Annotated in this window: 22 protein-coding genes; 9 read left to right on the forward strand and 13 right to left on the reverse strand. The window is 61.0% G+C overall.

Annotated features, from left to right (window positions below):
* Positions 1-60 precede the first annotated feature (60 nt).
* Positions 61-285, forward strand: coding sequence for a DUF3107 domain-containing protein (locus tag PWJ82_RS05270; RefSeq protein WP_087070621.1), 225 nt, complete (start codon positions 61-63; stop codon positions 283-285).
* Between the two features lie 259 nt (positions 286-544).
* Complete coding sequence (locus PWJ82_RS05275) at positions 545-2242, forward strand: DEAD/DEAH box helicase (protein WP_274735646.1); 1698 nt, start codon at positions 545-547, stop codon at positions 2240-2242.
* Positions 2243-2327: 85 nt separating this feature from the next.
* On the opposite strand, the gene PWJ82_RS05280 is transcribed toward PWJ82_RS05275, so the two are convergent.
* Both PWJ82_RS05280 and PWJ82_RS05285 read right to left on the reverse strand, forming a co-directional pair.
* Positions 2328-2954, reverse strand: a complete 627-nt coding sequence (locus tag PWJ82_RS05280) for a MarC family protein (RefSeq protein ID WP_274735648.1) — start codon at positions 2952-2954, stop codon at positions 2328-2330.
* A 216-nt stretch (positions 2955-3170) separates the two neighbouring features.
* Positions 3171-4010 carry a PHP domain-containing protein gene (locus PWJ82_RS05285; protein WP_274735649.1) on the reverse strand — a complete coding sequence of 280 codons (840 nt, stop codon included), beginning with the start codon at positions 4008-4010 and terminating at the stop codon, positions 3171-3173.
* A 72-nt stretch (positions 4011-4082) separates the two neighbouring features.
* Between PWJ82_RS05285 and PWJ82_RS05290 the strand changes: the two genes are divergently transcribed.
* The 5 genes from PWJ82_RS05290 to PWJ82_RS05310 are packed head-to-tail and all read left to right on the forward strand — an operon-like array spanning position 4083 to position 9420.
* Entirely contained in the window at positions 4083-5609 is a 1527-nt protein-coding gene (locus tag PWJ82_RS05290) for an aminopeptidase P family protein (protein ID WP_274735650.1), read from the forward strand.
* On the forward strand, positions 5609-6961 hold the full coding sequence (locus PWJ82_RS05295; RefSeq protein ID WP_274735652.1) for a magnesium transporter MgtE N-terminal domain-containing protein: 1353 nt from the start codon (positions 5609-5611) through the stop codon (positions 6959-6961). The genes PWJ82_RS05290 and PWJ82_RS05295 overlap by 1 nt, the downstream gene beginning before the upstream one ends.
* The gene (locus PWJ82_RS05300) at positions 6954-7595 is read left to right on the forward strand and encodes a DUF1003 domain-containing protein (protein ID WP_087070615.1); all 642 of its coding nucleotides are present in this window, start codon (positions 6954-6956) and stop codon (positions 7593-7595) included. The genes PWJ82_RS05295 and PWJ82_RS05300 overlap by 8 nt, the downstream gene beginning before the upstream one ends.
* Positions 7582-8736 (forward strand): Mrp/NBP35 family ATP-binding protein, encoded by a 1155-nt coding sequence (locus PWJ82_RS05305; protein WP_274735655.1) that lies wholly within the window; start codon positions 7582-7584, stop codon positions 8734-8736. The genes PWJ82_RS05300 and PWJ82_RS05305 overlap by 14 nt, the downstream gene beginning before the upstream one ends.
* Before the next feature lie 60 nt (positions 8737-8796).
* Entirely contained in the window at positions 8797-9420 is a 624-nt protein-coding gene (locus PWJ82_RS05310; RefSeq protein WP_274735657.1) for an O-methyltransferase, read from the forward strand.
* Between the two features lie 167 nt (positions 9421-9587).
* Here PWJ82_RS05310 and PWJ82_RS05315 read toward each other — a convergent pair whose 3' ends face one another.
* The 9 genes from PWJ82_RS05315 to PWJ82_RS05355 all read right to left on the reverse strand — a co-directional run bounded on the left by PWJ82_RS05315 (position 9588) and on the right by PWJ82_RS05355 (position 18756).
* Entirely contained in the window at positions 9588-9755 is a 168-nt protein-coding gene (locus PWJ82_RS05315) for a DUF3117 domain-containing protein (RefSeq protein WP_016442993.1), read from the reverse strand.
* A 55-nt stretch (positions 9756-9810) separates the two neighbouring features.
* A complete protein-coding gene (locus tag PWJ82_RS05320) occupies positions 9811-10593 on the reverse strand; it encodes a TIGR00730 family Rossman fold protein (RefSeq protein WP_274735659.1) in 783 nt (260 codons plus the stop codon).
* Positions 10594-10651: 58 nt separating this feature from the next.
* Complete coding sequence (locus PWJ82_RS05325) at positions 10652-11812, reverse strand: mannose-1-phosphate guanylyltransferase (protein ID WP_274735661.1); 1161 nt, start codon at positions 11810-11812, stop codon at positions 10652-10654.
* A 2-nt stretch (positions 11813-11814) separates the two neighbouring features.
* Positions 11815-13113, reverse strand: a complete 1299-nt coding sequence (locus PWJ82_RS05330) for a YihY/virulence factor BrkB family protein (protein WP_274735662.1) — start codon at positions 13111-13113, stop codon at positions 11815-11817.
* Between the two features lie 70 nt (positions 13114-13183).
* Positions 13184-14014, reverse strand: coding sequence for an exodeoxyribonuclease III (locus PWJ82_RS05335; protein WP_274735664.1), 831 nt, complete (start codon positions 14012-14014; stop codon positions 13184-13186).
* Position 14015: 1 nt separating this feature from the next.
* A complete protein-coding gene (locus PWJ82_RS05340; RefSeq protein ID WP_274735666.1) occupies positions 14016-15020 on the reverse strand; it encodes a bifunctional methylenetetrahydrofolate dehydrogenase/methenyltetrahydrofolate cyclohydrolase in 1005 nt (334 codons plus the stop codon).
* Entirely contained in the window at positions 15020-16330 is a 1311-nt protein-coding gene (gene glyA / locus PWJ82_RS05345) for a serine hydroxymethyltransferase (RefSeq protein ID WP_274735668.1), read from the reverse strand. Before glyA ends, PWJ82_RS05340 begins: the two co-directional genes overlap by 1 nt.
* A 184-nt stretch (positions 16331-16514) precedes the next feature.
* Positions 16515-18014, reverse strand: coding sequence for an amino acid permease (locus tag PWJ82_RS05350; RefSeq protein ID WP_425536588.1), 1500 nt, complete (start codon positions 18012-18014; stop codon positions 16515-16517).
* A 220-nt stretch (positions 18015-18234) separates the two neighbouring features.
* Positions 18235-18756, reverse strand: coding sequence for a holo-ACP synthase (locus PWJ82_RS05355; protein WP_206435388.1), 522 nt, complete (start codon positions 18754-18756; stop codon positions 18235-18237).
* A 191-nt stretch (positions 18757-18947) separates the two neighbouring features.
* On the opposite strand from PWJ82_RS05355, the gene PWJ82_RS05360 reads away from it, so the two are divergent.
* Positions 18948-20381, forward strand: a complete 1434-nt coding sequence (locus PWJ82_RS05360; protein ID WP_016443002.1) for a purine-cytosine permease family protein — start codon at positions 18948-18950, stop codon at positions 20379-20381.
* 91 nt (positions 20382-20472) lie between these two features.
* Here PWJ82_RS05360 and PWJ82_RS05365 read toward each other — a convergent pair whose 3' ends face one another.
* The gene (locus tag PWJ82_RS05365) at positions 20473-21420 is read right to left on the reverse strand and encodes a hypothetical protein (RefSeq protein ID WP_274735669.1); all 948 of its coding nucleotides are present in this window, start codon (positions 21418-21420) and stop codon (positions 20473-20475) included.
* A gap of 234 nt (positions 21421-21654) precedes the next feature.
* Here PWJ82_RS05365 and PWJ82_RS05370 point away from each other — a divergent pair, with 234 nt between their 5' ends.
* Complete coding sequence (locus PWJ82_RS05370) at positions 21655-23304, forward strand: hypothetical protein (protein ID WP_274735670.1); 1650 nt, start codon at positions 21655-21657, stop codon at positions 23302-23304.
* A 264-nt stretch (positions 23305-23568) separates the two neighbouring features.
* Here PWJ82_RS05370 and PWJ82_RS05375 read toward each other — a convergent pair whose 3' ends face one another.
* Positions 23569-24672, reverse strand: a complete 1104-nt coding sequence (locus PWJ82_RS05375; RefSeq protein ID WP_274735671.1) for a DNA glycosylase AlkZ-like family protein — start codon at positions 24670-24672, stop codon at positions 23569-23571.
* Positions 24673-24911 lie beyond the last annotated feature (239 nt).

Consider the following 24911-nt stretch of genomic DNA (forward strand, 5'->3'; position numbering starts at 1 on the left):
AGGCTCCTTCACGGCGGTGCCTTATGGCCCCGCATCCCTAGAGTATTCAAGGAGAAACATATGGAAATCGTGATTGGTTTTCGTGAAACTACCCGTGATTTGATTTTGGAAACGGATGCCTCGGTTGAGGAATTGCGCGCACTTGTCGATGCCAGCCTGGGTGGAGAAGGCAAGCCTTTGCGTATTACCGCGAAGAAGAATCGTGAAGTCACTATTCCCGCCGATGCTATTGCTTTCGTGGAAATCCGCGAACAGGATACCCGCCGGGTTGGCTTCGGTCTCTAGGAGATTCGTGGTGCACGGGAGGTCGCGGCGGCCCGGCCGGGTTAGTGCCGTAGAATAGCCGGGAGCCTGAGGGCGTGTACGCCGCCTCCAGGCGTGATTGATATGTGTAGCTGCCCGGTCGCTGGGGATTGTCGCGATCGGCTGCTACGCCGGGTGGTGTGCTCGGTCGCCGGTGTGTAACCGGCTGATGTGGCATATATCGCAACTGCTGCACCCGCCCCTAGCTCGTGCGCGTTAGCGCACGCAGAAAGGACAGCATATGGCTTCCGGAGTGATTGATTCCTCCCGCGCTCATGAACCCACCGACACCTCCCCCGCCGCCGATATCACCGGTACGGGTGAAGGCCTCGAAACCAAGTCTTTCGCAGATTTCGGAGTTTCCGAACCCATCGTTCGTGCCCTGGCAGAGCACGGCATTACCCACCCGTTCCCGATCCAGGCACTTACCCTTCCCGTTGCCCTGACCGGGCACGATATTATCGGTCAGGCCAAAACCGGCACCGGGAAAACTCTGGGATTCGGCATTCCTCTCCTCGAGGTCGCCGTAGGCCCGGGAGAAGAAGGCTGGGATGCCATTTCTCCAGCAGATCAGGGTAAGCCCCAAGCACTCGTCGTGCTCCCTACCCGCGAACTGGCCAAACAGGTTGCTTTGGAACTGCGTAACGCCGCCGCCCACCGCAGCTTGCGTATCGTCGATATTTACGGTGGGCGCGCCTATGAGCCCCAGCAAGAAGCACTGGCCGAGGGCGTCGAAATCGTGGTGGGCACCCCGGGTCGCATCATTGACCTCATGAAACACGGTGTCCTCGCACTCAGCCGCGTTCGCACCGTGGTCCTTGATGAGGCCGATGAAATGCTCGACCTCGGTTTTTTGGACGACGTCGAAAAAATCCTCTCCGCAGTTCCACCAACCCGCCACACCATGCTCTTCTCGGCAACCATGCCCGGCCCCGTCATCACCATGGCACGCCGCTACATGACGAAACCGACCCATATTCGTGCCCATACTCCCGGTGATGACAGCGCCACCGTGAAAAATATTCGCCAGGTTGCCTACCGCGTCCATGCTCTCAATAAAGATGAGGTGGTCTCGCGCATTCTCCAGGCCCGGGGCCGGGAGCGCGCCATTATTTTCTGCCGCACCAAGCGCAATGCAGCCCGCCTGGCCGATACCTTGCGCGAGCGCGGATTCGCGGTGGGATCCCTGCACGGCGATCTGGGCCAAGGCGCTCGGGAACAAACCTTGCGGGCCTTCCGTAAAGGCAAGATTGACGTGCTTGTTGCAACCGATGTAGCTGCCCGCGGTATTGATGTGGACGATGTTACCCACGTCATTAACTACCAGTGCCCCGAAGATGAAAAGATCTATATTCACCGCATCGGCCGCACCGGCCGGGCCGGGAACAAGGGTACCGCCGTGACCTTCGTGGATTGGGAAGATATGCCCCGCTGGTCACTTATCAGCAAGCAGCTCAACCTCGGGATGGCCGATCCGGTGGAGACATATCACACCTCCGATCACCTCTACACCGATCTTGATATTCCCACCGATGCCGGCCCGACCCTCCCCGAATCCCAGCGGGTGCTAGCCGGCTTAGATGCCGAAGAAATTGAGGATCTGGGCGAAACCGGCCACTCGCGGGGCAGGCGCGGGAATTCCCAACGTCGCGCGGCTCGCCGTGGCGGGCACGAACGCCGTGGCTCACGCGAACGTGGCGGTGCGCGCCATTCTTCTTCCGCCGGTGGATCGCGCCGTGCCACATCCACGGACACAAAGACCGAGGGGCAGCGCTCGGGAAACGGGCGTCGTCGTGCTGAAGAAAAAGAACAGCGCAGTACTTCCGGGCGCACTCGTCGCAAACTCAGCACCCCCAGCACGCGGGCCGAAACTTCCGCGGCTAGCGAGCAGGCAGGAACGCAGCGGCGGCGTCGTAAACTCTCCCGCAAACTGGACTAAGAAGGATTAACAAGCTCAGGCGGGCAGCTCCACATTTCCCGGAGGTGCCCGCCTGCACTTTAAGAAGTGTGCGGAAAAGAAAAACTTAGGCGGCTCCCGGCCACACGGACACCGCGCCGGCAATAATAAGCTGCACCGAAATAGCGGCTAGCAGCATACCTGCGATGCGGGTGAGGAACACCGTGCCGCCTTCGCCGAGGAGCCGGTGCATGGGCGAAGCGAAACGCAAAACCACCCATTCAATAATGTGCAGCAGAATAAAGGCGGCGATGATCGCGAGGATCCCACCCAAAGAATCGCCAGATTCCTCCACCTTAATCATGATGGCAACAATCGCGCCGGGACCCGCCAGCAGCGGAATCCCCATGGGAACCAGGGCGATATTCACCGAGGAAGCCTTCGCTTCTTCTTCTTGCGGATTGGATTCGTCCTGCATGAGCTGGAGGGCAACGAGCAAAAGCAAGATACCGCCGGAAATCTGCATGGCGGCGGTGGTGATTCCCAGCAAATCCAGAATGTATTTACCGAAAACCGCGAAAATCGCCAGCACAATCGCGGAGGTGAGGACCGATTGCCAGGCCGCGCGATTACGTTCTTTATTGGTATTACGCGCGGTAAGAGCAATAAAAACCGGGAGGTTACCCAGCGGGTCGGCGATGACGAACAAGGTCATGAAGGTGGACAAGAAGATCGTGACATCAAAGACGGCCACGGGGCAGTACCTCCTGATTCTCCCCGGCGACCAGGTCCTCCACATCCGCAGGAGCGGTTTTACACCGAGCCGGACTTATAACGACACCATCCTAAGACATCCCCGCGATAATCGAAAAGACATCCTGAAAGTTTTCACGGCCGTGCCCGCACCAGCGAAGAATGGCGCTCGCAGGTACCCGGCTCCCGCCGGAACGCTACGGCAGTGAAGCGCGTTTTAACCTAGCACAGGCAAGGCGCTACCGTCGACCAACTCGGCGATAATTTCCGCGCTCGTGGTGTATTGCCCGAGCCGATTCGTTTTCCCACTCCCGTGATAATCACTCGCCCCGAAACCGCGTAGCTGCAGCCGCGCGGCAATGCGTTCCAGGCCCGGCACTAGCTCCGGAGCATTTTCCGGGTGGCGTAGCTCCACCCCAAAAAGCCCGGCCGCGGCCATCTCATCAAAAGCACGCTCGGGCACGACCTTATTGCGTGCCGGTGCCACCGGATGAGCCAGGACCGCTTTCCCGCCCGCCGCCGTGACCATCCGGATGGCCTCGCAGGCCTGCGGCACATAGTGGGACACATAATACGGCCCGTGCACGGAAAGATAGTGGGTAAAAGCCGCGCTCCGGGTGGGAACCACACCGGCCGCCACCAGGGCATCGGCAATATGGGGACGCCCGACCGTCGCCCCCGGAGGGGTATGAGCCACCACGTCATCCCAGGTGATCGGCACATCCGCGCTGAGCTTATCCACAATGGCCCGGGTTCGCGTCAGACGCGATGCCCGCGTGGTGACGATATGTTCCTGGATCGCATGATCGCTCGGATCGAAAAGATAACCAAGGATATGGCAGGTGATCCCTTCCCATTTCGTGGATAGCTCCATGCCACGGATAAGAACGACGCCGCAGGAGCCCGCCGCAGCGGCGGCCTCCTCCCACCCAGCCACCGTATCGTGGTCGGTGAGCGCAATTCCGGCCAGACCGATACGCTCAGCTTCCTCCACGAGTTCGCGTGGAGTGACCGTGGAATCGGAAGCGGTGGAGTGAGTGTGGGTATCAACAGCCATGCCCTCCAGCTTAGCCGACGGTGAGTGCGGGAAAAGTTCCCGGGGCTTTTTATGTCGGGAAAGGGTGCGATAATGGACGGTATGACTACCAAGGGACAGCACGATCAGGATACTGCGCAGCAAAATTTGCGCGCTCGCGGAAATAACCGTTCTCAGCAGCCCAGTAACCTCGAATTTCGGGAGTTCATGGGCTCGGATTGGGGCCCGCGCCCCGAACCGGCGCCACGCACGGAGGTGGCAGATTATTTGCCGGCACGCCACGCTGCTCTTTCCGCACTTTTCCCGGGTGAACGGCTCGTTATTCCAGCCGGGGAAACCAAGGTGCGCGCTAATGACACCGATTACCGCTTCCGTGCTCACTCTGCTTTCTCGCATATGACAGGCCTGGGCGGGGAACAGGAACCGGGCGCGGTGCTTGTTTTCAACCCGCGTGAAGAGGGCGGGCATGATGTCACCCTGTACTTCTACCCGCGCGCCTCGCGTTCCTCGGAGGAGTTTTATTCGGACCCGGCCCACGGGGAATTCTGGGTGGGAGCCCGCCCCTCCCTGGAGGAAGTGAGCCGCGCCACTGGATTGGCCACCGATTCTCTCGATAACCTGCCCGATGCCCTCGCGAAGGATCTCGGGGAAGGCCAGGTGAGTCTCCGGGTGCTCGCGGAAGCATCGGAACAAATCACCGCACAGGTAAGCGATTTGCGTGCCGCGGCCGGGCTGTCCCAAGATGCCGCTCAGGATATGGAGCTGGCCCAGGCCCTCTCTGAACTTCGCCTCATTAAAGATGATTTCGAGATCCGAGAAATGCGCAAAGCTGTGGCCGCTACCTATTCCGGTTTCGATGAGATTATTCGCAGCCTGCCCCGCGCGGTTGCCCACCATCGCGGGGAGCGCGTGGTGGAAGGTGCATTCTTTGCACGCGCCCGCGAAGAAGGAAACGGCTTGGGATATGACACCATCGCGGCCTCCGGTAACCACGCCAATACCCTCCATTGGATGACAAATGACGGCGAAGTACGCGAAGGTGATCTCATCCTCGTCGATGCCGGCGTGGAACTCGATTCTCTCTACACCGCAGATATCACCCGCACCCTCCCGGTCAGCGGCACCTTCACCGCAGAACAGGCGGAGGTGTATAACGCTGTGCTCGAAGCTGCTGAGCGCGCCCTTGAGGTAGCCGGTACCCCCGGCGTGAAATTCAAGGATGTGCATGCCGCCGCCATGGAGGTTATCGCTAGCTACCTAGAAAAGTGGGGTATGCTTCCGGGCACCGCCGCGCAGTCCCTGGCCCCCGAAGGCCAGTATCACCGGCGTTGGATGCCGCACGGCACCTCCCATCACCTCGGCTTGGATGTGCATGATTGCGCGGCCGCCCGCCGGGATATGTACCTGGATGCGGAACTGAAACCGGGGATGATCTTCACCATCGAACCGGGCCTGTACTTCCGCGAAGACGACCTCAAGGTTCCCGAACGTTTCCGCGGAATCGGGGTGCGTATCGAAGATGACATTCTCATCACGGAAAACGGCGCTGAGCGCCTCTCGGAAGATATACCGCGGACCATCGCCGATATCGAAGAATGGTTCACGCGGGTGCAGCGCTAATGAAAACCTCGCAAAATTCTCGCGTTTTTATCGGGCGGCTGGCCGGTACCCCCGTCTACGATCCCATTGGCGACCAGGTGGGTACCGTCCACGATGTCGTCGTGGTGTTCCGCGTCAAGGGTGTGCCTTCCGCGGTCGGGCTCACCATTGATGTGGTGGGGCGCCGCCGGGTCTTCCTGCCCATTACCCGCGTCACGTCCATCGCGAACGGCCAGGTCATCATTACGGGTGTGCTCAATATGCGGCGCTTCCAGCAGCGCAGTTCGGAAACACTCGTCATGGCTCAGCTCATTGACCGCGAAGTGGTGGTGCGGGAAACCGGCACCCGCATGAGCGTCGTGGACGCGGCCATTGAGCCCCTGCGCGGGCGCGAATGGGGCCTCACCCAGGTGTACGTACGCGGAATCGGCACGAATTCTCGCCATTCGGAAATCCTCAAGGTGAGCGAGGTGGCCGGACTATCCACCGCGAGCCACACCCAGGGAGCCGCCTCTATTGTCTCCCAGCTGGTGGATCTCAAGCCGTGGGATATTGCGGAAATTTTGCGTGATTTACCCGAGGAACGCATGCAATCAGTGGCCCGGGAACTTACGGACGAAAAGCTCGCGGACGTTCTGGAAGAACTCGGTGATGAGGACCGCGTAACGGTATTGGCCGGTTTGGATGTGGAACGTGCCGGTGACGTTTTGGACGTGATGCAGCCCGACGACGCGGCCGACCTCATGGCCGATCTGCCCTCCGAAACAGCAGCGATCCTCCTCGACTCCATGAGTGAAGGCGAAGCGCAGGATGTGCGCCGCCTCCTCACCTATGATGAGCGCACCGCCGGTGGTCTCATGACCCCCAACCCGGTGATCCTCGGCCCGGATGACACCGTGGCCCAGGCCCTGGCCGCGGCATCCCGTCCGGATATTCCCCCGGCACTGGCCGCGGTGGCTTTTGTGTGCCGCCCGCCCTTGGAAACTCCCACGGGGCGGTATCTGGGCGCGGTGCATATCCAGCGGGCGCTGCGCGAACCCCCCACCACGATGCTCGGTTCTATCCTGGATCGCAATACTGAAGGGGTGGATCCAGAAGCCCCCATCGGCTCGGTGACCCGCGAATTAGCAACCTATAACCTGACCGCTGTTCCGGTGGTGGATCAGGGGCTCCTCCTCGGGGCAGTCTCCGTTGATGACGTCCTCGACCATCTCCTCCCCGAGGATTGGCGTGATATGGACGATTCCTGGGAGGGCGCGGATTCCGAGGACGTGAATTCTACGGGAGCGCCCAACGATTCCGCCGCATCAGAAAACCCCACAGCATCGGAAGCCCCCGCCGCATCCACGACGAACGAGGTGAACCGTGGCTAATGATTTCAATGAACCACTCGAACGCCGCAGCCGTTTGTTTCGGCGCCGGCGGCGTAAAGATCCGGAAGCTGCCGGGCGCGCGGCGGAAAGCATTGCCCGTTTCCAGGGCACCGCGAGTTTCCTCGTTTACCTGACTATTTTTGTGGTGGCCTGGCTGGCGTGGAACACCATGGCCCCCGAGAAATGGCAGTTTGATTCCGCGGAATTCGGTTTCACCGCGCTCACGCTCATGCTTTCCTTGCAGGCCTCCTACGCTTCGCCCCTGATCCTGCTAGCCCAGAACCGCCAGGATGCGCGTGACAAAGTGAGCGCCGAACAGGACCGCCAGCGGGCGGACCGGAACCTGGCGGATACCGAATACCTCATGCGTGAAATTGCCGGCTTGCGCGACGCGGTCGGCGATATGGCCACCCGAGACTTTGTTCGTTCAGAATTGCGCGATTTACTCCACGAGCTTGATGACCGCAATATTGATCGTGCCGCCGAACGCGAAGAACGCATCCGCGAATTGCAAGAAGAACTCGATGCGGTTAAAGCCCAGCGCGAAGCACGTGACGTTCCCGTTGATCCGGGAGATGACCACGCCCGCGCCGCGCTTGACCGCCCTAGGGAGGAGCCCGGTGCCCACGAGTGACCCTGTTTCCGATTCGGTGCCGCGCTCACCCGCGGCCACTCCCCTCACCAAGGATCGGGTTCTGGAGGCCCTCTCCGGGGTTATCGACCCGGAATTACGCCACCCGATTACCGAACTGGATATGATTCACGGGCTACGGGTGAGCCCGGAAGGTGATGTCACCCTCACGGTACTTCTCACCACCGTGCACTGCCCACGCCAGGACGTGATCGAACGTGAGGTACGCGAGGCCATCGCCGCACTTGACGGCGTCAGCACCGTTGCCATCACCATGGGTGCCATGACTCCACTCCAGGTGCAACACCTGCAGCAAAAGCTGCGTGGCGGGCGCACCACAAGGGAGATTTCTTTTGCGCGACCCGATTCCCCCACCCGCGTTATCGCGGTGGCCTCCGGGAAAGGCGGGGTAGGCAAATCCTCAATAGCCGCGAACCTCGCGGTTGCACTGGCCGCCACCGGACAGCGCGTGGGCCTCATCGATGCCGATATTTACGGTTTTTCCATCCCCGGAATGATGGGAGTGGACACTCCCGCTCAGCAGCTCAACGGCATGATCATTCCCCCGGTCGCACACGGCGTGAAAGTCATGTCCATCGGTATGTTTGTGCCGGGTAATACCCCGGTGGTCTGGCGCGGCCCTATGCTTCATAAAGCCCTCGAACAATTCTTCGCGGACGTGTACTGGGGGGATCTTGATTATGTTTTCCTCGATTTGCCGCCCGGGACGGGCGACGTCGCTATTTCATTGGCGCAGATGCTACCGCGCGCGGATATCCTCGTTGTGACGACGCCGCAAACGGCTGCCGCGGACGTGGCTGAACGAGCCGGTGCAGTTTCTAAACAAACGGAGCAGACAGTTATCGGCGTCGTCGAAAATATGTCCTACCTGGAACTACCGGACGGAACAAAAAATACAATTTTTGGTTCCGGCGGTGGACAGCTCGTCGCCACGAATCTCAGCGCAACGCTCGGGTACCCGGTCGAACTTCTCGCCCAGATTCCGCTGGAGCCGGCACTGCGGGAGGGCTGCGATGCCGGAACACCATTCGTCCTCGATATGGTGGACTCCCCCGCGCGTGATATTTTGCGAGCCCTAGCGGCACGTATCCAAGAGCTGCCGCGGCGCGCATGCCCCGCGTAATGGCACAGCGCACTATGATAGAAACATTGCTGCGCACGATCCCTGTTATGGAGGAGGCTTATGTCCGATCGGACCCTGGCGTGGACATACGCTGAAGATGCCGTTATCGAAGGGGATATTACCCGGGCGGCCCGCGCCACCGCCGCTGAATTCTCTATCCGGTGCGTGAGCCCAGCCTGCGGGAACTTCCTCACGGTCCTGGCTGCCTGCGCGAAAGTCAATAACGCGGTCGAAATCGGAACGGGCAGTGGAGTTTCCGGCCTCTACCTGCTGCGTGCCGGGGATATTCACCTCACCACGATTGACGTGGAGTCCGAAGCCCAGCATGTGGCACGTTCCCTCTTCGCTCGAGCCGGGGCCCGCCCTGGAAAAGTGCGCATTATTAACGGGCGCAGTGCTGATATTTTGCCGCGACTAGCGGCCCACTCCTACGATATGGTGCTTGTCGACGGCGATCCCCTCGAGGCGGCCGGTGACTGTGAAGAAGCTTTGCGGATTTTGCGACCCGGGGGCCTATTGGTAGTGGCTGGCGCCCTCCAGGGCGGTAAGGTCGCTGACCCGGCGCGCCGCGAAGAACCCGTGGTGGCCATTCGCCATCTCATTAAAGCACTTATGCAAGCCGAAGAACTCGACACTAGCCTGGTGCCTCTGGGCGATGGAGTACTAGTCTGCCGGCTGCGCTAACCGGGCCATTCTTCGTTTAAAAGGAGTTTTATCTGGTACCGGTGGCTGACTAGTTAGCCACTCACCCTTTCACCAGGATGCTCCGGTTATAAGCATGCATGTATCCGGGGGCCGCGCCTGCCGGCCGGCCCCCGGATAGGTAGTCGATGCAGATACTTCGGTGGTGGTTACTTCTCCACACTTGCGAGAGCTTCTTTAAGGCTCACGCATTCTTCATCGTTGAGTTCCAGGACGAGGCGTCCGCCGCCATCCACTGGGATGCGGACCACGATTCCGCGCGCTTCACGTTCGACTTCCAGCGGTCCATCACCCGTGCGTGGCTTCATAGCTGCCATAGTGGTTTCCTTCCTGTTCGCCGCAACTATGCGACTAACGTCACCCCTAATTCTACTAGAAGTCCGCCACCTGTTCGCGGCGAGCTTGTCGCGTGGCTTGTTCCGCAGTAAGGGACCTCTGACCTGCGATAAGAGCATCGACAGCCTCATGTGCGGTATCCACCACGGTGAAAATATTCGGATCTGCGGGCGAAATCATACCTTCGCTCACGAGGCGCCCGCGGATCCATTCCACGAGACCGCCCCAGAAATCGCTACCCACCAGCACCACCGGGAAACCGGCGACTTTACCTGTTTGTACCAGGGTGAGGGCTTCGAAGAGTTCATCGAGGGTACCAAAACCACCGGGGAGCACCACGAAACCTTGAGAATACTTGAGAAACATTGTTTTGCGCACGAAGAAATACCGGAATTCAATGCCGAGATTGACGTACTCGTTGAGGCCCTGTTCGTGCGGGAGTTCAATTCCCAGGCCGATGGAGAGACCGTCATTCGCCGCCGCGCCTTTATTGGCGGCTTCCATAATCCCCGGCCCGCCACCGGTAATAATCCCGAAGCCTTGCTGGCTGAGAATATCGGCGGTTTCTTCGGCCACCCGGTAGTAACGGGATTCGCGCCCGATGCGCGCCGAACCGAAAATCGAGACGCAGGGTGGCACGTGGGCGAGCGCCCCGAATCCTTCCACGAATTCGGATTGGATGCGCAGCACTCGCCACGGGTCGCTGAGGGTCCAGTCCCCGTTGCTCCGGTTGGACAGCAGCTTGGTATCCGCGGTGATGGGCGGGATCTGGGCACCGCGCCGGGTTTGTGCCCCGCGCCGATAGTCGCGTGTATTCATGGTTTCTATTGTCCTTCGCTACCTACGCGCCTTCCACTTCGCTACGCGGAGCGGAAAACTACCTGAGCTCGGCCAGCCCGGCCGCGTCCAGGCCGTCAACGGCTTTTTTGACATCCTGAGCTTTATCGCGGGTGGTTACTAGCAGGGCACTTCCGGTATCGATAACGACGGCGCCCGGCACTCCCACCACAACAACGGGCTTCGTCGAGCTGTACACCAGAGAATCCGGCGCATCAACGGCAAGCACCGGAGCCCCCGTGCTTCCCGGGGCGCGTTGGGTGGTGAGCTCCCCCGCAGGGATACCTTCAGCGAGGGAATCGTAATCTCCCGCATCGGACCAGCCCATATCTGCTGGTACCACGGCAACCCGGCCCGCAGCAGCTGCCGGTTCCGCTACCGCCCTGTCAATGACTTCCTTCGGGATGGACGCCCATATTTCTTCTACCTGCGGATTTTGCCGGACCGAGTCCAGATCCCACAATTGAGCAAGCTGGCGCAGCGGTGCGGCGATATCAGGGCGGTATTCGGTGAGCATATCCATAAGCGTGGCCGCCCGCGCCACGAAAATCCCGGCGTTCCAATAGTAGCCGCCCTGCGCGAGATAGCGCGCGGCGGTTTCCGCATCCGGTTTTTCTACGAATTGTTCTACCTGCAAGGCGGCGGTGCTCTCCAGCGGTCCACCGGCGTTCTCCGTGTTCTCTCTGCTAGCGGGCGATCCGCCGGCCGGAGATTGACCGGGAAGTGCCGCGCCCGCACGGATATAGCCAAATCCGGTGGCCGGTCCGGTTGGAGTAATCCCGAGGGTAACAAGATAACCGCGGGAGGCAGCCTCCAGCGCCTTGCGCACGGCCGCGGTGAACGCCGCGGTATCGGAAATACGGTGATCGGCCGCGAAGGAACCAATCAGAGCATCCGGATCTGCGCGATGGGCGAGCGCCGCGGCAATACCGATAGCGGCCATAGTGCCACGCGGACTCGGCTCAACCACATAGTGAAGGGGCGTTGTAATACCAGCCAGTTGATCGCGCACCGCCGCGGCATGTGCGGTGCCCGTCACGGTGTAAATACTGGACGCCAGCGGGGCAAGCCTGGTCACCGTATCGTGAATCATGGTGTGCCCCGAACCGAAATCAACCAGGAACTTCGGGTGGCTGGCCCGCGAGAGTGGCCACAGCCGCGAACCGGCTCCCCCGGCGGGAATAATCGCATGGAATGTCACGCCTAGCTATCCTTTCGCTGCGAGCGCGCAAGTTCGCGTTGTCCGCTCACGTAGTGTGCGCGAGCTTCCTCAGCTTTAAGCTGTGCCTCACGCGCCTTTGATTCTAGCTTTTCGGCCCGGCGGCGGGCCAGGTTACCGGCCAGGCCTCCCCATTCGGGGAGCTCTTCTTCCTCCTGGCCGGTGGCATTATTCGGTTCGGGCAGGAGGGAACCGGTGATGGGATCATGGGGCCACGTGAGTGTTTCCGGAACGGAGAGGGTGACGTAATTGGGCGTGGTGGTACCCCGCAATTCTTCCGGATCCTGCGCTACGTAAGCCCTTGGCGGGTTCGCCATATACGCGGAGACCATGAGCACAATACGCGAAGCGAGGTTGAGCCACAGCAGCAGGGTGGCAATAGCGGCGAAGGGCGCGAGGAGCGGGTTTCCGGACACGCTGGATACCGCGGAGGTCCCCACCACCCGAATGATGGAGAGGAGGAACGCGCCGAGGGCCGCCCCCGTGATGAAATCACGGCGGGGCACCCGGATCCCGGAGGTGAAGCGAATAATGAACATGATGACGAGCGCGTCCACGGTGGCCGCGAGCAGGAAGACCGCGATTTTGGTTCCGAATTGTACGAAGGCCCCGTCCATTCCAACATGGGTAAGGAGCATGGTTCCCACCGAGCCAACGAGGGAACCGATGATCGCGGAGGTAAGGATCCCCAGGGCGAGCACCACGAATCCGGCGAGGCGGAAGAAGATGCTCACCACCCCATTTTCGGTTCGTTGATTCACCCCGAACATGGCACCGATGGCAGTGGAGAGCCCGGCCATAATGGACATGGCCGTCCACAGCAGCACCGCGCCAGCGATGATGGTAGCCACCACGGAGGTTCCCGAGAGGATGAGGTCATCGGGATTGATGAGGCCTTCCCCGGAGGAATCTTGGAGAATACCGGGCAGGGCCGCATTGACGCCATCCACCACGGTTTCCCGCAGCTGCGCGTTTCTTCCGAGAGTAGCCATAAAAACGGTCCAGGTTATGGTGAGAGCCGCGGTGATGGCGAAAAGCGCCGAATAGGCGATTCCACCGGCGAGCAGACCCCCACGGGCCTTTCCGTAGCGACCCAAGCCCCGCATAATACGCGTGCCTTGCGCCCATTCGGCCAGGGCTTTTCCTTTGCGAACGACGCCGGCTATCCCGCTTTCCGCCCCTTGTTCTCCGCTGGGTGCACCGCGCCGAGCGGCTTGCCGCCCCTGCCGGTCCACGCCGAGAGCTTGAGAGATACCGTCCATCATTGAATTCCGCTTTGTCACATAGCCATCGTACGTGAGGCCTACGACAAAAACAGACGTTTTGATTCCTCAACGGTTCTGAATAGTACGCCTAGAGCTGGTAGTCCACCGTGAGCGGGGCATGGTCGGACCAGCGCTCCGCGTAGGAGGATGCTCGCCCGATAGTAAAGGCTTGCGCGGTGGCGGCAAGTGCCGGGCTAGCCATATGGTAGTCGATGCGCCAACCCACGTTGTTGTCAAAAGCTTTGCCGCGCTGGCTCCACCAGGTGTAGGGGCCTTTGCCCTCATGCCCGCTGCGTTCTAGCAATGCGCGTTGCACATCCACCCAGGGGCCACCGAACCACCGATCCAGGTAGGCGATTTCATCGTCAAGCACCCCGGAGGTGCGATTGTGGTTGGACTTCCAGTTCTCAATATCAGCTTCGGTGTGAACGATATTGAAGTCCCCGGCAACTAGGGTGCGTGCGGCCGGGTCGAATTGTGCTAGGCGGGCACTCACCCGCTCGAGGTGCGCGTATTTTGCCGCCATTTTTTCCGGATTATCCGCCACTCCCGAATGCAGGTAGGCGCTCACCACCCGCAGCTGGAGATCCGGGAGTTCCACTTCAAGCCAGCGCCCGCTATCCACCGGGGCTTCAAAGCCAACAGGTTCCCCATCAGCTCCCACGCCCAGGTGATCCCGAACTTCACCTACGCCAATGCCTTCGCGTACTGCTACCGCGACTCCGGCCCGGCCTTTGAGTTCGGAAACAGCCGTGTAGACCTGATAACCGGTGCCCGCGAAAATTTCTGCGGTGATATCCGCGGGGGCACGCACTTCTTGGAGCAGGACGATATCCGCCGCGGTAGCCTCCAACCACGCCGCGATTCCTTTTCGCGCCGCCGCGCGAATCCCGTTGACGTTGACAGTGCTGATCCGCATATCATTCCCTTTCGTGTCCAGTCCCGGAATGCTCCGGGAGGATATGTGCTGCCGCGGGTGATCCTGCTGGGATCTGCTGTTCTGCGGCACACGGGACCGACGCGTATTCACCAGCCGTGCCGTGTTGTTCCGCCAGGTAGCGTTCAGCCATATCGACAACGTTGCTGAGCAGCATCACCCGAGTCATCGGGCCGACCCCGCCAGGATTCGGTGATACCCAGGCTGAGTGTTCACGCACGCCCGGGTCTACATCCCCAAGGGTGCGCCATGTGCCTTCCGCGGTGCGCTCCCGGGTTACCCCCACATCAACAACAACGGCGCCGGGCGCCAACCATTCCGAACGAACGAAACCAGCCTGGCCTACCGCGGCGATAATGACATCCGCGTGCCGGCATAGCTCGGGAATATTCGGAGTGCCGGTATGGCAGAGCGTCACGGTGGCGTTAATGTTCTTCCGGGTGAGGAGAAGGCCAATGGTTCGCCCCACCGTGATGCCGCGCCCGAGGACCACTACGTGTTTTCCCGCAAGATTGAGCCCGTGGCGTTCGATCAGCTCCACTATGCCGGCCGGGGTGCAGGGCAGCGGGGAGGTGAGCTGCCCGCTCACGCCTGCCACCAGACGCCCGAGGTTAACCGGGTGAAGGCCATCAGCATCCTTATCCGGAGCGATTGCTTCGATGAGGCGGGATTCGGGCATCCCGGCGGGAAGCGGGAGTTGGAGAATATATCCGGTGCAGGCCGGGTTGGCATTGAGCTCATGCAGCGCAGCGGCAACTTCTGCCGCGCTCGCGCTAGCCGGCAGCTCTACTTGCAGAGAAGCGATACCTACCTCCGCGCAATCACGGTGCTTACCGCGTACATACGCCGCGGACGCCGGATCATCGCCCACCAGCACCGTTCCAAGCCCGGGAGTGTAGCCGCGGGCGCGCAGGGCATCCACCCGCACCCGCAGTTCATCTTTAATAGTGGCGGCGACGGCGCGCCCGTCCAGAAGTTGTGCTGCCATTACTGACCTTCCCCGCTCCGGGTGGCGCCAACCTGGTCCAGACCAGCGTAGAGCGGGAAGCGGTCCGTGAGCGCGCGTACCCGAGTGCGCAGTTCTTCGACCGGTGCCGCGTGGCCCCCGATGAGGGCGCGGGCGATAATATCGGCAACTTCCGTGAATTCTTCCGGGCCGAAGCCTCGAGTGGCCAGCGCCGGGGTGCCGATGCGCAGCCCGGAGGTGACGAACGGCGGGCGGGGGTCATAGGGAACCCCGTTGCGGTTGACGGTAATACCGATACTACCGAGCAGGTCCTCCCCTTCCCGACCGTTGATCGCGGCATTGCGCAGATCCACAAGGACCAGGTGGACATCCGTGCCCCCGGAAATAATCGAGATTCCGGCCTGAGCCACATCAGCTTCCGTGAGCCGCGCGGCCAGAATCCGGGCCCCTTCCAGGGTGCGGCGTTGGCGCTCGCGGAATTCTGCCGTGGCCGCGTACCCGAGAGCCACCGCTTTCGCGGCAACCACGTGCATGAGCGGGCCTCCCTGGTTGCCCGGGAATACCGCGGAATTAAGCTTCTTGCCGTATTCCTCCCCGCGCGCGGAAAGGATCATCCCCGAGCGAGGCCCACCTAGGGTTTTATGGATGGTGGTGGTGACCACATCCGAGTACGGGAGGGGGTTGGGGTGCAGCCCGGCGGCTACCAGGCCGGCGAAATGGGCCATATCAGTCCACAACACGGCACCGACTTCATCGGCAATGGAACGGAAGGCCGCGAAATCCACATGCCGCGGATAGGCGGACCACCCGGCGATAATCATGGCGGGGCGTTCGCGCCGGGCGGTTTCACGCACCTCATCCATATCGAGAAGATAGGTTTCCGGGTTGACGTGGTAGGCAGCCACATCGTAATTGCGCCCGGAGAAATTAAGTTTCATGCCGTGGGTAAGATGCCCGCCCTGATCAAGGGCCATACCCAGTACTTTCGCCCCCGGTTTCACCATCGCGTGGTAGACAGCGGCATTCGCTGAGGCACCCGAATGCGGTTGCACGTTCGCGTAATCCGCCCCGAAGAGGCTTTTTGCCCGCTCTATGGCGAGGGTTTCGGCCTTATCCACCCATTCGCAGCCCCCGTAATAGCGCCGCCCGGGATAACCTTCCGCGTACTTATTGGTGAGAACAGAGCCTTGAGCTTGCAAAACCGCGCGGGAAACAAAGTTTTCCGAAGCGATCATCTCCAAGCCTTCTTGCTGGCGACGCAATTCCCCGGTGAGAATCGCGGCAACTTCCGGGTCCGCCACGGCTAAAGGTTCATCCAGTGGTGTACTCATGTCTCTCCTCCACACCTTCCACGCCTTCGCTGTTAGGTCGACAGTCTACCGCGGGGTTACGACACAAAAATTGTGGCGCAGCTTTCCGGACCACGCGGGCCGTTGCGGCGTCGTCGTACACAGGCTCGTAGAAAATGCAGCCGTTCCGCGCAGAAACACCGCGCCGCACGCAACAACGCGTCGTTCAGGAAATCTTGGGGGCGCTCAGGTCCGCGCGGGAGAGATCCGCGGCGGGGCTCTTGGTGATGAGTTTGTGGCCCCACCACAGGCCGAAGAACAGCGGCAATCCGATATAGGAGGAGAGCAGGTCGAGGGCTCCACCACCTGAGGTAATAATGAGGTAGCTCTGCCCCACGATCACCACCGCGCACATCACCAGCGCCACAATGGGGCCGGCCGGGTAGAAACGCGCCTTGAAGGGGAGTTCGTCGAGGCTACGGCCCTGGGCGATAAAAGCGCGCCGGAAATTGTAATGGCTCCACGCGATACCCATCCAGGTGATAAAACCGGCCAAGCCGGAGGCATTGACGAGCCAGGCGTAAGCTTTGCCGTCGCCCATAAAGGAGGAGATGAAGCAGGCGGTAGCCACCAGAATCGTGATGATCATGGCGTTGAGCGGGACGCCGCGGCGGGTCAGACGCGCCAGGAATTTCGGGGCGCTGCCCTGCTCGGCGAGCGCAAAAAGCATGCGGGTGGAGACATACAGGCCGGAATTACCCGCCGATAGCACCGCGGTAAGAATAACGGCGTTCATGACGGCGGCCGCGAAAGCCACCCCGGCGCGCTCAAACACCAGGGTGAAGGGCGAGACCGCAATATCGGAAATATCGGTGCGCAGCAGGTTCGGGTCGCTATAGGCCACCAGGGTGCCCACCACCACGATGGCGCCGATGTAGAAGATGAGGATGCGCCAGAAAATTGTGCGGGTGGCACGCGGAACCGTGGTGGCGGGGTCGCGAGCCTCCCCCGCGGCGATCCCCACCATTTCGGTGCCCTGGAAGGAGAAACCGGCCACCATGAAAACCGCGAGGATTCCTGCTCCGCCGTTGACGAAAGGCGCCTCGCCTTCCGTCCAGTGAGCCAGTCCCGGGCTCGCCCCGAAAACACCGGCAATCATGAGGAGCCCCACCGCGATAAAGGCGAGAACCGTCACCACTTTAATAAGAGCGAACCAGAATTCACCTTCCCCGTAGGTGCGCACCGAGAGCGCGTTGAGCAAAATGAGCAGGGCCAGGAAGATCGCAGACCACACCCAGCCGGGCGTATCCGGATACCAGTACTTCATCACGAGCGCCGCGGCGGAAAGCTCTGCGGCCACGGTGATCGCCCAGTTGTACCAGTAGTTCCAGCCGGTGGCGAAACCGAAAGAGGGCGAAACGAAACGCCGCCCGTATTCTTCGAAGGACCCGGCCACCGGCAGGTAGGCCGCCATCTCCCCCAGCGATTGCATGAGGAGGTAGACCATCATGCCGATGAGCCCGTAGGCCACCAGGGCTCCGCCCGGGCCGGCTTGGCTGATTGTTTCTCCGGAGGCCACGAAAAGCCCGGTGCCAATCGCCCCGCCCACCGCGATCATGGTGAGGTGGCGGGCGTGCAGGCCGCGCTGCAGCTGCGGCTCGGCGGATTGTTCCGATTGCCCGGACGGCCCGGTCTGCTCGGATTGTCCAGCTTGCTGTGGTGCCACGTTTTCTCAGCTCCTTCATCGCGGCGCCTCGCCCCGTGCGGGCTCCGCTCCCCGCGGTGACCGTGCCACCGCCTCAGTGCTTCGTTCGTACCGGCACACGGTAGTGTACGCCAGCGGTGGCGCGCCACTGCTTCTCAGAGCGTGAACCGCGGGTCTATTTCCGGCCACTTCGGGGTGTAGTTACGGCCAGGAGCTGGGTGTAGCGCGGTTTAGGCGCGGTTTATCGGGTGGGTGCGGCCCGGTGCGGCGCACCGGTGTTCTGGTATTCGATAAGAACGACGGCGCTGGCCACGTTCCCATCGTGACTCATCGAAACATGAATATTGACACTCCCCAGGGTTTTATGAACCGCCCCGGCTATCGGTGCCCCGAGGATAATCGCCGGGCGCCCCCAGCGGTCATTGGTGACCTCGATGGCGTCCCAATGCCCCTCGGGCAGTACCGGTTGGGAGCCGTAAAGAGCCGCCGACCACGCTTTAATAAAGGCCTCTTTGGCGGCCCACCGGGCCGCCAGGTGCGGGGCGAGTTCCGCGGCCGGAATAACGGTCTCAAATCCGGCATCTTCCGCGGCCGGGGTGGCGAAAGCTCCGGCGGCCTCGGTGCGGGTGTGGCGCTGGGCCCGGCGAATCGCGTAGCGCATTTCCCGCGCGGTAAAAACGTTGCGGAAGCGGGAGCCGGGTAGATCCAGCTGCTGGGCGAAGGCATCGATTGCGACGGTATCGGTTCCAATTCCGGCGATCACCGCGTGCTCCTTCCTGGTGACGTATCCGTGTGGCCAGCTCAAAGCCAAAGCGGCGCCGTCGTTCCCCGTGACTTTCGCTCCCGCGTAACTATTCCCTTTTATGGTAAACGAGGCCACCGCTTCCTGTCTGCTCGTCCCGAATTTCGCTGTCCCTCTACCATTCCCCGCTGAGCTGGAGAAAGATAGTACCTATGGCATCGATAGAGACAACCGGCATCGAAATAGTCGACGATAGTGAGCGCACCGCGAAACCCCGGCATCTTTTCCTGCCGTGGTTCGCCTCGAATATCTCCGTTTTTGGGATGAGTTACGGGGCGTGGGTGCTTGGATTTGGTATTTCTTTCCCGCAGGCGCTGGTTATCACGGTCATCGCCGTGATTCTTTCCTTTGCTATTTGCGGGGTCATCGCGCTGGGCGGCAAACGCGGCTCGGTGCCTACGATGGTCATGTCCCGGGCAGCTTTCGGGGTCAGCGGCGCGAAAATTCCGGGCATTATTTCCTGGCTGACCTCCATCGGCTGGGAAACTTCGCTGGCCATTACCGCAGTTCTGGCCACCAATACGGTGCTCGCGCGGCTGGGGTGGGCCGGGGAAGATTCCACCACGGTCAAAGTGGTAGCGGCCGCAATTGTTGCCACCCTCATCGTTTTGGGCGCGGTGGCCGGCTACCACATTATTATGAAAATGCAGGCGGTTCTCACGTGGATCACCGGCATCACCACCATTATCTATATTATTTTAGTTTTCCCGCATCTCGACGCCGGCGCGCTCTTCTCCCACTCTTCCGGCTCAGTTGCGGCCATGCTCGGAGCTTTCGTCATGGTACTCACCGGCATGGGCCTGGGCTGGGTGAATATCGCGGCGGATTGGTCGCGCTACCAGAGCCGGGAGGCGCGCGGAAGCCACATTATTTTCTGGAATACCCTGGGCGGTTCCCTCGGCCCGGTGGTGCTCATTAGTTTCGGTCTTATGCTGGCCGGTTCAGATGACGCCCTCTCCGAAGCCATCGGCTCTGACCCGGTCGGGGCACTGGCCACCATCCTGCCCACCTGGTTCCTTCTCCCCTTCCTCCTCACCGCAATTCTTTCGCTGCTATCGGGCGCGATTAACGGTATTTATTCTTCCGGGCTCACGCTCCTGACCCTAGGGATTCGGATTCCGCGGCCGCTCGCCTCCCTTATCGACGGTGTCATTCTCACCGTGGGAACCGTATACGTCACCTTCTTCTCGCCCACGTTTATCGGCCCCTTCCAGTCCTTCCTGGTCACCTTGGGGGTACCGCTTGCCGCGTGGACCGGCATCATGATGGCGGATATTACTTTGCGTAAGCGTGATTACGACGACGCCGCACTCTTCTCCCCCACCGGCCGCTACGGCAAGTACAACGTGACCTCACTGGCCATCTTGGCGGTGTGCTGTGTGATCGGCTGGGGTCTGGTAGTCAACGGCTTCTCCGATGCCCCCTTCAATGATTGGCAGGGCTACCTCCTCCCCCTCATCGGCGGGGTGGACGGGCCGCTCGGCTCGGGCAATATCGGCGTGATCCTGGCCCTCATCATCGGCTTCGTGGCCTACTACGCCCTGTGCGGGGCGCGGGTGCGGCGCCAGGAAGTAGAGATGATTTAGCGCTCGCATACACAAGTGGGGCGGACATGTTAATGCTGTCCGCCCCACTTTTATGATTTTACTTTTTCTCGCTATGCGCAGGCTTTCCTCGTTATTGCTGCTTTTTGACCACCAGTACGATAGCCCAGATGGAGAAGGCAATATTCACGATGGTGGCGAGGATGAAGAGAATAAAACCAATACCTACGCTGGCAACCTCAGAGAATTCAGAAAGCTTCGACAGCGCGTTCATGCTCCCGATGAAGAGCAGAATTCCGAAAAGCAAACCCACCCCGCCGGCGGTGGCCATGGTCCACTTCTTCTTAATGACAAGAGCAAGCGTGGCGAATACCGCCGCAATGAGGTAGCAGAGAATGACCATCCACGCCGACTCGGCATCCCCCTTCATCATGCTGGCGGAAAAACCGAAGGCAGAGGCAAAGGGCAGGAAAACGCTGAGCATCGCAAGCACCTGAGCACCAATGAGCACGGCCGGCACAATCGTACGCCAGTTAATGCCGCCTGTTGCGGAAGCGTTCGCGAAGCCCTGGCGCATCGCACCGGCCTGCTGGGCGACAGCCGGCGCCACCCGGTTACTAACAAATTCTTTGGCGCCGGTGGCGAATTGCTTGAGGCCCTCTTTCATATCCCCCACGGAATTATCGGAAACACCCGGCCCGGCCACGGCGCCCTGCGCCACGGCCTCCTGGTATTCCCGTAACGTGGGTTCACGCCCGTTATCCAGCTGGAAACGAGCTTGCCACTGTTCGGCAGTGAGGGGCTGCGAGGCATGCGCGGCGGGCTGCTGGAACTGAGGTGCGGACTGCTCTTCCGGCTGCGCTGCCGGTTGCTGAGCCTGCGCACACTGCGGAGCCTGCTGCGCCGGGGCTTCGGCCTGGCGCTCGCGAATCCAGGAGACCAGTGCCGGATAGCACTGCGGGTGCACCGCGATAGCATCCCAGAGGTCGGGACGCTGGGCCGCGACATCGGCAAGATCCCGCGCGGTAATCTGCGGGTCTCCCAAGTTTTCAAGGGTCATCGTGCGCGGATCGTACATCATAGCCGTTCTACTTTCTCCCATAGAATTTTCGTTCCGTGACAACGCGGACGAAAACCCGTGTAGCTACTAATAGTTTCTATGGTTAATATACGGAGTTTTCTCCTGTAGCAACTGTATCCCAGCTACCCTGGATACGTGGAGTTTATGAAAAACTCTACAGGTACGACGGCGGGGCTCATCACGCGAGTTCCACCTTCCACGTCACCGTACTCCATCTGTGAGGAAGGACTTTCTATGACTAACGGACCTGACCAGTTCCCACCGTCCACGCCGGTGCCGCCACCCCCACCTCCGCCTCCGCCGACTTCCGCGCCGACGCCCGAGGACGCGGAGCTGACCCGGACTATTCCGCCCGTCGAGGAGGTGCCGGCAACGCAGCAGGAAGCTACCCCGGCGCATCCGCTCGCGGTTCCGGTGCCTCCCCCGCAGCCCGATCCGGAGGCCACATTCTCCGCTGAGACCCCGGCGGGTGATTCGCCCGCGCCAGCGGCGCCGTCGCCCCTGCCCCCAAGCGGGCCTGAAGCATGGCTCACCACCGAGGCTGATGCGGGTGCGCCCACCCGTATCGCACTTCCGCGAATGCTCGAGGAGATTCCGAGTGCTACCAGTGCCGGGACCGGCACGGATGCGGTACCAGCTCCGGATGCGGTACCGGTCCCGGGGTACCCGCCCGCTCCCGGCTATGCGCCGCAGCCCGGTTACGGCGCCCCGCCGCAGGGCTACGCACCTCCGGGCGGGTACGGCACCGCGCCGAGCCCGGCCGCCGGCCCCGGAATGCCGGGCGGAATGTACGCCGCTGCCCCGGCCCCAGCGCTCCCGCGGGAAAAGAAATCACATAAGAAATTGTGGATCAGCCTGGCGGTTTTGCTGGTGCTCGTCGTGGCGGGCGTTATTGGTTTTAAGGTAACGGCCAGTAAATTCGCGCCGGAGAAAACTGCCGAGGCATACCTCTCCGCGATTGTGGAAGGGAAAGCCAGTGCAGCGCTCGAGGTGTACGACCCGAATGTGCGTTCCGGGGAGCGCCTATTCCTCAGCGACGAAATCTACAGCAAGGCCACGAACCGGCCCACGGATTTTGAGGTTATCTCCGCCTTTAAGCAATCGCAGCCGGGCGGGAAAAATACCGTGCACGTGAGCGCGGAATTCACCATCGATATGAAGAAATATCCCGTTGATCTCACCCTCAGCGAGCGCGGCAAGAAATTCCTGTTCTTCTCCGAATGGCAGGTGACCGATGCACCGCTGGGAACAGTGGAGTTACGTTCCGCCACGCCGCTGGTGAATGTTAATGGGGTCGACGTCGATCTTTCGGCCACGATGGACCCGGCCACGAAGGGCGAGCGCGCTAGCGAGTACTATTCGCTGCCCGCTTTCCCAGGGACCTACACGGTGGGTGCCCAGGGCGGTGATACCTTCGTGAGCTTCGGGGAGGCGGAGAGTGTATCCGTTCCGGTTAGTGGCCCGGGTTCCTCGGCATCCATTGAACCGAGCTTCACTCCGGAGGTGGCCGCGGAAATCCAAAAACAGGTGAATGCCCGGTATGAGGCGTGCATGCCCGCTAATACCTTCGAGGTGAAAGACTGCCCCGAATTGAATATGAGCGATCCTCTTTTCCAGGCCGTGACGGAGATTCGACGCTCGTGGAAGGAAGAACCCAAGGTCGAGGTGGAGGCCTCCAGCCTGCGCTACGAGAATGGCGCTTATGTGGGCACCGCCAAGGTCAAGGGCAAGGCGATTATTAATTACAAGCAGCGCTACAGCGAGAAGGATCCCTGGAAAGAATCGGAGTGGCCGGTCAATATCTGGGTGAACCGCACCCTGCGCTTCGAAGTGAAGGACGGGGCGATCACGGTGGATTTCTCCAAGGATAATTACGGCTGGTAAACGTGGTCTCATAACGGCATACCGTTAGCTCGGATCCAGTCCAGTACTGCATGAACCGGGCCCGGTGCCGCACGACGGACCGGGCCCGATGCCGCACGGTGGACCGGGCCCGGTATGTGTTTTCCGGGGTGTACTGCGAATGTCGTACATACGAAGTACAGCGCTGAAAACACCTGGCGCCCCCGCAGATGCTGGTGTGACTCCTGCGGTTTGACTTATAGGACCTCAGTTCGACTATAGGAACTCAGCTCACCCAGGATTCCCTCAGCTCACCCAGGATTCCAGAAGAGTCGTTATCTCGCTTCGAATACTTTCGGGTGAGAAGCCCTCATCCACCTCAAGGTTTTCTATTCCCACGTGGCCATCTTTTACCCGAGCCGCGACACGCCCGATAATCTGCTCATCACACAGAATCGGCATCCCGAAATATCCAAACTCCCGTTTATGCGCGGGCTTATATGCCTCGAGTCGATAATCTTTTCCGAAAAGCTCACGCTGGCGCGAGCGCGTCCAGATAAGCGAATCGAAGGGAGATAGCAGCGTCATACTGCCCGTTTCCCAACGGGCGTTATGTAGTTCCTCCATGAGGGCCTCGTGAACAAGCCACGTTCCGGCCAGCCCGCGCACCTCAACCGCTACATATCCGTCCGCAAAACAATGCTCGCGGATATTCGCGCTTTTCGGGAACCTGAAATAATCCACCACATCGTCAAGGCGCGCAATCCCGAGTGCCCTCAGGGCTAGCACAACGGTTTTATTCAGGCTTGTATCCGCATCGAGAAGCTCCACGTCCGGCAAACCCGCTTGCTCGGGCGTGCAGTAAATTCTTTGCCACTTCTCGTCTCGGCTGATCACCGCGAGTTCACCAATGCTCAGCAACCATTCACAGGCAGTTTTAACCGGGCTGCTGCGCTCCCACCCCTGCCCCACCGCTCGCCCGAGCTGCGAGTGCACCATCGGGCCGTTCTCGCGTATGCGTTCCAGCACGGCCCGCGCCACATCGTCATCGACCTGGGGACCGGATAACCCGTGTTGTTTAATGAGGCGACGACGCCAATGGAGCAAGGGCCATATTAACCTGGGCATAAGCGAATGCGCGTGGCCCCAAGTTTCGAAGAGGCCAGTCGAACTCTCGTGCAGCAGCGGTAAGCTCTGTTTATCGACCCCGCGGGCGAGCAGAACCAATTCTTGAGATCTGCGTACGGCCTGTAGCGAATCAATCTGGACGCAGCCGAGGCGCTGGAAAACATCGGCAATAGAAGGCTCGGCGCTGCGAGCTTCCGGGGCAAGCCCCTGCGCCGTCACCGCAATTCTTCGCGCTGTTTCGATATCGATGCGATACCGCGGCTCACTATCAGGATTCACCATCACGGTATTCAAACATTCGTGCCCGATCACAAGCAAGCGCGCGCACAGATAGAAGCAAGCGCGCACAGAGACGCAAGCAACGCACACACAGAGCGGGGGGGGGGGGGCGGGCCCCCCACCCCCCCCCCCCCCCCGCGCGCCCCCCCCCGCGCCCAGCTCCGCGCAGACCGCGCAGTCCGGCGAACCCGAACAGCCCACACAGAACGACGACGAGGAAGGAACGACCCATGCGTAAGGCC

The sequence above is a fragment of the Actinotignum schaalii genome, from assembly GCF_028864145.1.
GTDB classification, from domain to species: domain Bacteria; phylum Actinomycetota; class Actinomycetes; order Actinomycetales; family Actinomycetaceae; genus Actinotignum; species Actinotignum schaalii_B.